The organism is Ructibacterium gallinarum (genome assembly GCF_014982785.1).
GTDB classification, from domain to species: domain Bacteria; phylum Bacillota; class Clostridia; order Monoglobales; family Monoglobaceae; genus Ructibacterium; species Ructibacterium gallinarum.
In genome coordinates this window covers 79,364-91,639 of the sequence record NZ_JADCKB010000003.1, presented here as the reverse complement: position 1 = coordinate 91,639, position 12,276 = coordinate 79,364, and the positions used below count along the sequence as shown (strand labels likewise).

General features: G+C 36.1%; 10 protein-coding genes. All 10 read left to right on the top strand.

Annotation, left to right across the window (positions count from 1 at the left end; genetic code table 11):
- Nucleotides 1-4 precede the first annotated feature (4 nt).
- The 10 genes from INF28_RS02510 to INF28_RS02465 all read left to right on the top strand — a co-directional run bounded on the left by INF28_RS02510 (nucleotide 5) and on the right by INF28_RS02465 (nucleotide 12,265).
- Nucleotides 5-1,249 carry a hypothetical protein gene (locus tag INF28_RS02510; RefSeq protein ID WP_226391899.1) on the top strand — a complete coding sequence of 415 codons (1,245 nt, stop codon included), beginning with the start codon at nucleotides 5-7 and terminating at the stop codon, nucleotides 1,247-1,249.
- Nucleotides 1,249-1,809 carry an acyltransferase gene (locus INF28_RS02505; protein WP_226391898.1) on the top strand — a complete coding sequence of 187 codons (561 nt, stop codon included), beginning with the start codon at nucleotides 1,249-1,251 and terminating at the stop codon, nucleotides 1,807-1,809. The genes INF28_RS02510 and INF28_RS02505 overlap by 1 nt, the downstream gene beginning before the upstream one ends.
- Nucleotides 1,810-2,072: 263 nt before the next feature.
- A complete protein-coding gene (locus INF28_RS02500) occupies nucleotides 2,073-2,939 on the top strand; it encodes a glycosyltransferase (protein WP_226391897.1) in 867 nt (288 codons plus the stop codon).
- Nucleotides 2,940-3,064: 125 nt separating this feature from the next.
- On the top strand, nucleotides 3,065-3,502 hold the full coding sequence (locus INF28_RS02495; protein ID WP_226391896.1) for an acyltransferase: 438 nt from the start codon (nucleotides 3,065-3,067) through the stop codon (nucleotides 3,500-3,502).
- A gap of 57 nt (nucleotides 3,503-3,559) precedes the next feature.
- Entirely contained in the window at nucleotides 3,560-5,047 is a 1,488-nt protein-coding gene (locus INF28_RS02490; RefSeq protein WP_226391895.1) for an oligosaccharide flippase family protein, read from the top strand.
- Nucleotides 5,048-5,049: 2 nt separating this feature from the next.
- Nucleotides 5,050-6,093, top strand: a complete 1,044-nt coding sequence (locus INF28_RS02485; protein ID WP_226391894.1) for a nucleoside-diphosphate sugar epimerase/dehydratase — start codon at nucleotides 5,050-5,052, stop codon at nucleotides 6,091-6,093.
- Nucleotides 6,094-6,099: 6 nt separating this feature from the next.
- The gene (locus INF28_RS02480) at nucleotides 6,100-7,314 is read left to right on the top strand and encodes a nucleotidyltransferase domain-containing protein (protein WP_226391893.1); all 1,215 of its coding nucleotides are present in this window, start codon (nucleotides 6,100-6,102) and stop codon (nucleotides 7,312-7,314) included.
- An 803-nt stretch (nucleotides 7,315-8,117) separates the two neighbouring features.
- Entirely contained in the window at nucleotides 8,118-10,292 is a 2,175-nt protein-coding gene (locus tag INF28_RS02475; RefSeq protein WP_226391892.1) for a helix-turn-helix domain-containing protein, read from the top strand.
- Between the two features lie 177 nt (nucleotides 10,293-10,469).
- Nucleotides 10,470-11,387, top strand: coding sequence for an ABC transporter permease (locus INF28_RS02470; RefSeq protein WP_226391891.1), 918 nt, complete (start codon nucleotides 10,470-10,472; stop codon nucleotides 11,385-11,387).
- A gap of 11 nt (nucleotides 11,388-11,398) precedes the next feature.
- A complete protein-coding gene (locus tag INF28_RS02465) occupies nucleotides 11,399-12,265 on the top strand; it encodes a carbohydrate ABC transporter permease (RefSeq protein WP_226391890.1) in 867 nt (288 codons plus the stop codon).
- The last annotated feature ends 11 nt before the right edge of the window (nucleotides 12,266-12,276 follow it).

The window sequence follows — 12,276 nt, the reverse complement described above, 5'->3', positions numbered from 1 at the left end:
CGCAATGAAACATATCGTTTTAAAAGCAAATGACTTAATTCCAACAGCAGTTTTGCTGCTGTGCTTTTCTTTTGCTTGTTTTCCTCCGTTAACAACATATGTTCCATCTATTGCGGTTACTTTTCCCTGCCTCTGTATTTGGTTTTTTTATTCTTTTTTAGAAGATAGAAATTTTTTTCTAAATGGTTCATGGAAGGTAACAGGAGCAATTCTATTTGTTTTGTACTCTATTTTAATCCCATATATGCTTGGTGCAGGAATATTTGGAAACAGGTATGCCGATCTTACACTGATTCCTATGGCACCATTGATTTATCACTATTATAAAGTTCATAATAGATTATATGTATTAAATAATGTATTGATTGTAGTGGTTGTTTTGCTTATCATTACAACTTTTATAACACAAATGGCATTAATTGAGCAGCCGTATATTTCCAGGAATATTAAAAGTGGAGAGGAATCATATGATACACTTCGGCAGGGAATAGGGGGATATAGTTTAATTTATACCCTTGTGCCTTGTAGTATTATTTTGACCTATGTTTTTTTGCGTGAGCGGAAGTGGTTAAAAAAAATATTAGTAGCTGCTGGGCTTTGCATTATTGTTCCGACCATTATTTTGTCCAATTATATGACGGCACTAATTGCAACGTTTTTAGGATGTGTGCTGACTGTTGTGTTGGAGAAAACGGTCGATAATAAAAACAAAGCTTTTGCTGTACTTATGGGTTTGGTTTTTGTTAGCATTTTTCTTTTTTGGGGAAAAGATATTTTAAATTATATTATTGACTTTATTTTACAAATTGCGCCATCAGGAAGAACTGCAGAGAGATTGTTAGAATTTCAAGGATCAATATTAGAAGGGATACAGGAAGAAATGCAAAGTGACAGGCTACCAACCTTATTAAGTTCTGTTGAAACTTTCTTTGCACATCCCCTTATGGGAATTATCGCGGCTGATGAGCAAGAGTGGTTTTCTTTTGGCCAACATTCTCATGTTATAGATACTTTTGCCATTTTTGGGATTTTGGGAGGTATTTTTAACTTGACAATTTTAGTACTTCCTTATCGGGAAAAAGGTAAATGGATAAGATATGGTAGAAGTCTGACAATCCCGATTTTTCTTTCTATGTGTATCATTTATGGGCAAAATAATGCTACTGATTCTATTGCATTAGTATATGGAGTGTTTTATCCATATATACGGGATTATTATCAAAAAAAAAATCAAAGGGTGTTAGCTTAATGAAATATTTTATTCGATTCTTGGGAAGAATTTTCCTAGCAGCACAGAGATTCTTTTGGCATTGTGTGAAAGTTTATCAAATGTCATTGTTTGAATATTGCGGCGCTGATGTTTATATTGGGAAAAGTGGAATTTTTACATATAAAAACATATGGATTGGCAATGATGTATATATTGGAGCAAATGCTTGTTTTCAATCTATGCATGGGAAAATACATATTGGAGATCATGTTATGTTTGGACCGGGAGTTCATATTCATGGCGGAAATCACAAATTTAGTGTTGTTGGAAAATGGATGAAAGAACTTACAAAGCAAGAGGGAGAAGACGGTTTGGTTGTCATTCAAGATGATGTATGGATAGGGGCAAATGCAATCATATTAAAAAATGTTACAATTGGGGAAGGAAGTATTATAGGTGCTGGTGCTGTTGTAACACATGATGTGCCTCCCTATAGTATATATACAGGAGTACCACTGGCAAAACTTCGAGAAAGATTTAGTGCGGATACTATATTACAGCATAAAGAAATTTTAAAAAAACGGGGTGTTCTGGATTGAACATAAAATTGATTGCATATTATGACCTTCCTTATTCAGATGAAAATAGAAAATATGTTTTAGCCGCTACAAATAAAATTGATTACATATGTGAGGCATTCAATCAAAGTGGTATGGATGTCAATATTATTTCGATTTCCGAATCCCAAGGTAATCGCTTTTGCAAAGGGAAAAAAGTTTTTTTATCAGAGCATACCATGTTAACGTTATTCCCTTGTATACCTGGTTCTAATAAGATTTTAAGAAGAATAAGCAGTTATTTTATGCAAGCAGTTTTATTCGTTTATCTTATTTTACATACAGAAACAAATGAAAAGGTATTGGTGTATCATAGTGTTGGGTATGGAAATGCTGTTTTTTGGGCAAAAAAACTAAAAAAATTTAAAATGATCCTCGAGGTAGAAGAGATTTACCAAAACGTACAAAACCTTGGATTCATTAAAAATAAACGCGAATATAGAGATTTTCGGTTGGCTGATGGTTATATTTTCCCGACCAAATTACTGAATGATTTGATTAATGTTGAGCATAAACCCTATGCCGTCATTCATGGGACATATCACGTGGAGCCAAAGCGTAATGTTTCCTTTCAAGATAATAAAATTCATGTTGTTTATGCAGGAACATTTGACTCCAAAAAAGGAGGTGCGGCAGCGGCAATTTCAGCGGCAAAATGGCTGCCGGAAAACTATCATGTACATATCTTAGGCTTTGGAAGTGAGCAAGAAATCCAAAAGATTAAAGATTTGGTTTTAGAAACTGTCCCACAAACAAAGGCGGCCATCAGTTATGATGGCTTGCTTGCGGGAGAAGAATATATTCAATTTATACAAAAATGTCATATTGGATTAAGCACCCAAAATCCCGATGCGTCTTTTAATGATACCTCTTTCCCGTCAAAAATATTGTCGTATATGGCAAATGGGCTGCGGGTAGTAACGGTTCGTATTCCTGCCATTGAAACATCTGCCATTGGAAAAGACGTATATTATTATGAAGAACAAACGCCGGAGAAAATTGCAGAGGCAATATTGAAAATAGATTTTCATGATGCTTATGACGGCAGAAAAAAGATTGCTGTTCTTGATCAACAATTCTGCGGGGATTTGAAGGAAATAATATTAAAATAAGGAGTCGGATTGCCTTGTTGAAAATAGCTGTTTTTATGGAAAAAGTAAAAAATAAAGGAAGAATTATATATTATAAAAGATTATTCAAGGAAAAAACTGGACAAGTTGTCCGTGATACAGTTTTTATGGGAAAAGTGGAACTAAGAAATTCCAATATTGTGATTGGAAAAAATGTTTGCTTTCGGGGTGATATTATACTAGATGGAGATGGACCCATTGTGATCGGTGATGATGTAAGAATTAATCACGGATGTTATCTTTTGGCGTCCAAAGACGGAGGAATTACGATTGGGAGCAAAACCGGCATTGCACCGTATACCTATATTATTGATATGGATCATGGAACAAAGGCTGGAGATAATTATCATACGCAGCCTGATATTGTGAAAAAGGTTGTAATCGGAAAAAATGTTTGGATAGCCCAAAACTGCACAATTTTAAAAGGCAGTGTCATTGGGGATAACGCAGTTTGTGCGGCAAAGACCGTTATAACAGGTAAACAAATTCCAGAAAATGCAATTGTGGCAGGAATTCCGGGACGTGTGATAAAATATAAAAACTGAGGTGTTTGTTTCATGGCAAGCCAGAGAAAACAAGGGGTAGTGCTATCATATATTTTTATGGCTTTAGAAATTTTTTCAAGTATATTTTTTACTCCGTTTTTGATACGGTCGTTCGGACAAGCGGAATATGGCGTTTATAGTTTGGTTAATTCGGTTGCGGCGTATTTATATTTATTTGATATGGGTGTTGGTAATTCGATTGTGAAATATATGGCAAAGTATCGCGTGAATGGTAATGCCATCAAACAGGGAAACGTGATGTTTGTTTCATTGCTGTTTTATGCATTGATGGGATTGCTTATGCTTATAGTTGGTTTGGTTTTGAAAGCAAATTTTCCCATTATTTTTGGAGTAGGTTTAAGTGACGAACAGATAGAAAAAGCCAAAATTATGTTTTTCATTACATTGATAAATATGGCTATTACATTGGTTTCATCCCCTTTAAATAAAACCATTTTGGCCTATGAGAAATTCACTTTTTCCAAGACAGCTGATATTATCAAAATTTGTTTAAGAGTGCTTATTTCCATTGTTGTCTTAAAATTCGGAGGGCGTGCCATAGCTATTTTGACAATTAACCTTTTGATGACGGTATTGTTCTCTTTGTTGGCTGTTGTATATAACATAAAATATATTAAAGTAAAACCTATAGCAAAACAAGTAGATTTATCGTTTATAAAAGAAGTTTTTTCTTTTTCATTTATTGTATTTGTTCAAATGATTGCAACACAGTTAAATGCAATGGTGGATCAGGTATTAATGGGCATTATGTTGACATCGTCTGCAGTTATTATTGGAATTTATGCGATCGGAGCACAATTTGGCACGTATCTACAGAGCTTTGCTTCCAGTGTCAACGGATTGTTAATGCCTGGTGTGGTAAAAATGGTGGAGCAAAAAGAAAGTCCGGTATATATTGAAAAAGAAATGATCAGAATTGGAAGAGTCGTTTTTATGCTTTTGAGTTTGATATATTGTATATTTGTTGTGTTTGGCAATGATTTTGTGAAATTGTGGGCAGGAGAAGAAAATTCTCAGGCGTATTATGTGGGTGTTATTATTATGTTTCCCTTGGTATTTTCGTTATCGCAAGCCATGGGGGGACAAATTTTATGGGCTATGAACCGGCATAAAGTACAAGCATTACTACAGATTATCGTTGCTCTTTCCAATATTGTTCTAACGGCCATCATGATACAATGGAATCCGTTGTTGGGTGCGTCTATTGCCACTGCTATCACATATTTGGTTGGTAATGTTGGGGTGCAAAATATTGTATTTACAAAGTATATCGGTATATCCATGCCGCGATTCTATAAAGGTTTATTTAAGGGTATTCTACCTTGTATTTTCGGCTGTGTTTTAGCCGGTGTTGCGGTTAAATTATTGAAAATAGACGGATGGGCTGGGTTGACAATGCATTGTTCAATCATGGCAGGTACATATATGTGTTTGATGTTCTGGAAAGGAATGAATTCTTATGAAAAAAATTTGGTATTGTCCATGCTGGGTAAGGTTAAAATAAACATACAAAGGAGCAAATAGCCATGTTGAAAGATAAAACACTTTTGATTACTGGGGGAACGGGGTCGTTTGGAAATGCTGTGCTCAATGGATTTTTAAATACGGACATTGCTGAAATCCGTATTTTTTCCCGGGATGAGAAAAAACAGGATGATATGCGCCACGAATATCAGGCAAAATATCCTGCACTATTTCATAAACTGAAATTTTATATTGGAGATGTCCGTGATTTGCAAAGTGTGGAAAATGCCATGCACGGTGTGGACTATATTTTTCATGCCGCTGCCCTAAAACAGGTACCGTCTTGCGAGTTTTTTCCCATGGAAGCGGTCAAAACCAATGTGATTGGAACGGATAATGTGCTTACAGCTGCAATTGCAGAAGGAGTGAAAAAGGTCATTTGCCTTTCTACCGATAAGGCGGCCTATCCAGTTAACGCCATGGGAACATCAAAAGCCATGATGGAAAAGGTGGTTGTTGCCAAATCCAGGACGGTTGCTCCGGAAAAAACCATGATTTGCTGTACCCGGTATGGCAATGTGATGTGCTCTCGGGGTTCGGTGATTCCGCTTTTTATTGAACAGATCAAAGCCGGTCATCCGCTGACCGTAACTGAACCTGAAATGACCCGGTTTATTATGTCTTTGGAAGAGGCGGTCAAACTGGTAATGTTTGCTTTCGATCATGCGCAAAGCGGGGATATTATGGTGCAAAAAGCGCCAGCTTGCACGATTGGTGTTCTGGCTGAAGCGGTGAGACAGTTGTTTCACGCTGACAATGAGATTAAGGTCATTGGCATTCGGCACGGTGAAAAGATGTATGAAACCCTTCTTACCAATGAAGAGTGTGCCCACGCTGAAGATTTGGGGGATTTTTACCGTGTGCCTTCTGATAAACGGGATCTGAATTACGATAAGTACTTCAAAGAAGGAGATGAGAGCCGTAACTTGCTTACGGAGTTTAATTCCAATAACACCCAAATTTTGGATGTTGAGCAGGTCAAGCAGAAACTCTTGCGTTTAGGATATATTAGACAGGAAATTACTGCATGGCAGGAAGGAAAATAGTGAGTTATGAATACAAGCGCTGAACTGCTGATGCGCATTTTAAATGCGTTTTTATACCAAAAATGTCTGGAACCCGAATTTATGCAGGTGTTTCGGAAAAATAATGCTGGGGTACTCTATCTGGCCAAAATTCATAATGTTTTAGGAATCGCTGGGTATAAGGTTTGGGAATATTATAACCGGTATGCTCCGACGGATCCCGATGAAAAGGAAATGTTTGTTCTTTCAGAACAGCTCTATGCCATGACGGTGAGCCGCATGGTTAAACGAGAATTTGGCTGCCAGCGCCTTTTACAGGAACTGGAAAATGAAAAAATTGACTATATTCCGTTTAAGGGAATTGTTGTGAAGGATTTTTATGCGATTCCTGAATTAAGAACCTTTGGGGATATTGACATTATTATTCATAAAGAGGATCGCGAGCGGTGCCATGCTCTGATGCTTCGCTTAGGCTATACAGCGAAAGTTGACTTTGGCGAGGTATATAGTTATCAAAAGGGCTGTGAGCATTATGAAATCCATACCAGTATTATGACTATTAATATTACTCAAAACGGAGCGCAAAAAGAATATTTTGAAGGACTTTGGAATCATGCCTACCAAGAGAGCGGTCACCGGTGGAAGCTTACACCAGAATTTCATTTTATTTATCTTGTTGCACATATTGCGAAGCATATTTATAGTTCTGGTGCAGGTATTCGCATGTATCTGGATTTGGCTTTTCTTTTGAAATCGGAAAGTGAAGCGTTCAATTGGCAGTGGATTATGAAAGAATTTGAGAATCTAGGGCTTGGGCGATTTTTTGCTTTGACAATTTTTTGTGTGCAAAAATGGTTTGGGGTTATGGTTCCGTTTAAACTCAGTGAACCAGAGCGGGAAGTGGTTGCAGATTTTTTTGATTTCACGATGGAGGCCGGCGTTTTTGGAAAAGAAGGAAAAAGACAAAGCGAGGCAGTCATTCGGCATGCCCGTTTTAGAGAAAAAAGGTTTGTGCGTTTCCGCGCACTATGTAATGTATTATTCCCTCCGGCAGAAGCAATTCGGGATAAGTATGACTATATCAAGAAGCATCCATATCTGCTGCCCGTTGCTTGGGTTGATCGGTGCCTGCGAAACCGACAAAGAATTAAAAACAAGATAGGCGAATCGGGAGAAATTATCCTGGCGAAGACGCAAAGCATTGAAAAAAATACGGAATTTTATCATAAGATTGGTTTGTAGCTAAAAAATGATACTTATCTCGTATGTGAAAAATCCTTTGATAGCATTTAAAGTCTAATACAGTTTGGATTTTGTCTCTTATTTCAACTTATCCTTCCATGTGTCTGGTCTGTCGTGATGTCTAAGTTTTACGGCAACACCATGCGGGTTAACTGCGTAATAATACTTTGCTCCGCCTTATACAGGGAGAATTTATAGCAAGTTTTTCTGTTGCTCCACAGAACATTGCATAGTTCTTTTAGATTATGCAGAATTCGAAGCTAATGTACAGCTGTTATTCGTTGTGCAAGTAATGACTGAAAGAGGTCAATTACTTTTTAATATAAGATTTTTATCCTCAAGTTGAGTATTGTTTTTTGAAGTTCCTTTACCAGTTTTGAGTTAGGGACTGTCCAATATAGATTTTGACCTATCTATTTGCTAAAAGCAGATTGAAGAACGTTTCATTTCTTTAAAAGCCGTGTTTGCATTTTCACGTTTTGGCAGAGGAAAGCTAGAGGGTTTTAAAATATTGGTTAAATTTTTGATAATTAGATGCAGGCATAAAATACTTTTTATTGTATTATACTGTGCATTTTAGCGTTGAGTGTAGTAGGGAGAGATCAAAAGAGCATAGAAAGATATATTTACATTTAATTTGTAGCGTAGCTCACTGACACGGTTAGTGTAGTCACTGTTTTATCGGCTATTATATGCTTAAAATTTGCTTTTTTTGTCTAAGTGCAAAAATGCTCAATTGACGAACCTGAGCGGCAATGATATAATATTTATTATGAGATTCACTATAATCAAGGAGCATGACTATGATTTATACTTATAAAAAGAAGTATTATAATCGGATCCTTTCTACCCTTCTTATCATAACAGTTTTATTTGTTTCTGTCATATTTAGTGTTTATTTATTTAAAACCAATCAACTGAACAGTCGGAATTTGGAACATAGTAATCAGCTCCTGCGGGAACAGACGAAGCGTAATTTAGATAATAGTTTTAATATTGTATACAGGCTTGCGCTGAAATTAAAAAGCGAGAAGGCAATTTTAAACTATAATCTTTTAGGCGGCGATGATTATTTATCCGAGATACAAATCCGTGAGCTGTTAAAAACATACACTGGACTGTTTTATGACTATGATTATGAAATGGCTATATTTTCTCCAAAAAGCGGGAAAGTAATGACTGGAAGCGTTGAAATCATGGAAAGTTCAGATTATCTAAAGCAGACCAGCATAGATCCAGACGCATTAAAACGTTATATAGAAAATGGAAGTAGTGAAGATTTTTATATGCTTCCTAAGCTTTCTGGAGAAAAAGAAAATGTGTTTTTTATTTCTCCTTTATTTTCTGGTATTGAAAATCATATTTTTGTTATTGTGGAATATAAAGTTGCGGAAATGCTTAGAAAATTTCAAAACAGTGCGAATGTTATTGTTTCCGTTGCAGACAAGGACGGTACGATCCTTGTCGAGATGACGAATGATGAAAATATGAAAAACGGAGAAGAAATGTTTATCAACGGTGATAATTATTTCGGGTTTCAGTACCGGTATTTTTATCAGAAACAAAGCGTATCACCTATTAGCATTTTGCCTCTTATTTTATTGGTGTTTATGATTGCTTTGGCAATTTCTGTGCTTGCGAGCAAAATACTATATCGGCCTGTATATTATGCTGTGAAACGATTTAGTGAATATGACGGCGAATATGTAGGCAATGAATTTGAATTTTTTGATAAGACAATTCATAAATATGCTGATGCAAACAAAGAATTGATCCGGACGGTACGAGATCACAAAAGCAGCATGCGAATTTCTTACATAAAAGAATTGATTCATAACAGCAGATATATGGACTTGGGAAGGAAAGGAACGGATCTCTATAAAATTGATGTATTAAAAGGAGAATACAGTGTCAGTATTATTGAGTTTGAAAATTTTTCTAGACTCTCACAGATGTTAGGCAATAGTGAATTAATTGACTTGAAGAATAATATACAACAGATTATTGCGGGAGAACTTTCAAAATATTGTAAATTCGAACTGATAGATTATTCATATCATAACATGGTCTTAATAGCCGATGCTGATAAAAATGTTGATTTAAAAAGTATTTTAATGCAACTGATTTTATTTATTGAAGTGGAATGTGATATTAATTTAATTGCGGCAATTGGAAAAGTGTGCATCGATTCCCGAAATGTTTCTGTGTCTTATGAAGATGCTTTGGCCGTAATGGAATATCAGTCTGCCTTGAGCAATCAGCGCGTTTTGACTTATGACGATGTGAAAGACTGGCATAATTCCAACTTGTATTATCCACTGGAAATAGAACAGAGCATTATAGAAGCTACTTTGGACGGCAATAAAGAACGAGTTTATATGATACTGCATTCTTTGATAGAACGGAATTTTTCTGGCAAAAAAGAGGAGAGGGATATTTATTCTCAGTTTAAATTATCCATCGTCATGACCATGAAACGTATTTTATATAAAATGAATTTTCGCCAGGAAGATATATTTGGAGAGGACTGTATTTTATATCTTGAATTTGGATTGAGGGAGAAAAACCAGGATCTTGAGATGGCAACGAAAGCTTTATTTGAAAAAATATTTGAACATCTCTCAGAAGACGGCTGTCAAAAAAGCAAAAAGCTGATTAACCGTATTTTAGAATACGTAAAAAATAATTTTACGAGAGATATTTCTCTTACAGATTTGTCAGAGACCTTTAATTTGTCTATTTCGTATATCAGTCGATTGTTTAAACGAGAATTAAATATGAACTTTAAAGATGTGATAGCAAAATACCGGTTGGAGGAAGCAAAACGTCTTTTGGCACAAGGCATGAAAGTGCAGGAAGTGGGAGAGAGATGTGGCTTTAATAATACCTCGGTATTTGTAAGATTCTTTAAACGTTATGAGGGAATGCCTCCGGCGAAATATCAGCATGGAATACATGAACCTACGAGTGGTGATTGAACATATGAAAAAAGCACGCTGTCTTGCGTGCTTTTTTCATATGCGTTTATTGCTTTTGTTGATTTTATTGTGATAATGTCAAAAAGAATCAATAATGGCAAAAATAATATATATACTTTTCACAAATTTCCTGCTATGATGAAAATACATAAAATGATACGGGAGGAGCCAGTAATTATGATGAAAAAAAGAAACGGCTTGATGAACCGGTTAATCCGGGACAAATGGTTGTATATATTTTTAATTCCTTTTTTATTGTGGTATGTTTTATTTGCTTATGTGCCCATGTATGGCTTGCAAATCGCTTTTAAGGACTACAATTTATTTAAAGGAATTACCGAAAGTCCTTGGGTGGGGATGGAACACTTTAAAACTTTTTTTGAAAGTCCTTATTTTTTTCGTTTATTAAAAAACACGATTATTATTAGTTTAATGAATCTGGTTTTTGCATTTCCGCTATCAGTCATTTTTGCGCTTATGCTGAATGAAGTGAAAAACAAATGGTTTAAAAAGACGGTGCAGACAGTGACGTATCTGCCGTATTTTATTTCTATTGTTGTGGTAACTGGAATTGTAACCAGCTTTTTAGCACCTTCCAATGGAATCGTGAATATAATCATTGCCAAACTAGGCGGAGAAAAACAATATTTTTTGATGCAGAAAGAATCTTTTCGTTGGATTTATTTGCTAATGAATATTTGGAAAGATACAGGATACAATTCCATCGTATATATTGCGGCACTTGCGGCCGTGGATTCTGAATTATATGAGGCGGCATCTATTGACGGTGCGGGCAAACTAAGACAGATTCTGCATGTTTCTCTCCCGGGTATTCTGCCAACCGTTATTATTATGTTTATTCTTAAACTTGGTACAATTATGGAAGTAGGTTATGAGGCGATTATTTTATTGTATCAGCCTGCTACTTATGAAACAGCTGATGTTATCAGTACTTTTGTGTACCGTACGGGGCTTTTGGAAGGAAAGTATGATTATGCGACTGCGGTAGGGCTTTTTAATGCGGTAATTGCTTTGGTGCTGGTTCTGACCGTCAATCATTTCAGTAACCGATTGGCTGAAACAGGTTTGTGGTAAGGAGGGATAACGTGAGAGAGTCTAGAGGAGAGAAAATACTTGGCGCAGTCAATTATATATTACTGACATTGATTGCTGTCTTATGCGTGTATCCACTGATTTATATTCTTTCTGCTTCTTTTAGCAGTTCATCGGAGGTTTTGAGTGGTAATGTAATTTTGCTGCCGAAAGGATTGACAACGGAAAGTTATCGTAGGGTTTTGTCTAATTCCTCAATCTGGATTTCCTATGCAAACACCATCTTTTATACGGTAGCAGGAGTTGCCGTCAGTATGGTATTGACTACCTTGGGCGCGTATGCTTTATCTAAAAAGAGACTTATGGGGCGGCGCTTTTTTGGTTTTTTTATTTCGCTGACACTATGGTTCCAGGCGGGAACGATTCCTACTTATTTGAATATTGTAAATCTAAATATGCTAGATACCAGGTGGGCCATTTTAATCCCCTTTGCGCTTTCTACATTTAATGTGATCGTATTGCGCACCTATTTTGAAGGAATCCCTGATGCGTTGGAAGAAGCAGCGAGAATGGATGGCGCTGGAGATCCATATATTTTATTTAAAATTTACTTACCATTGGCTATGCCATCGTTAGCCACAATTGCTCTTTTTTACGCAGTATCACGTTGGAATGGTTATTTTTGGGCTATGGTATTGCTACAAACGGACAGCAAAGTTCCACTTCAGGTCGTTTTGAAAAAAATGATTGTGGAGATCTCTGCTGTTAGCGATTCTAAAGTCGATATGACACAAAAAATATCCCAGGAAACATTTATATATGCCACGATTGTCATTTCCATTCTTCCAATGCTTATCTTTTATCCCTTCATTCAAAAGTATTTTATTAAGGGAATGACCGTTGGGGCTGTCAAAGGGTAAAATAATAAAAA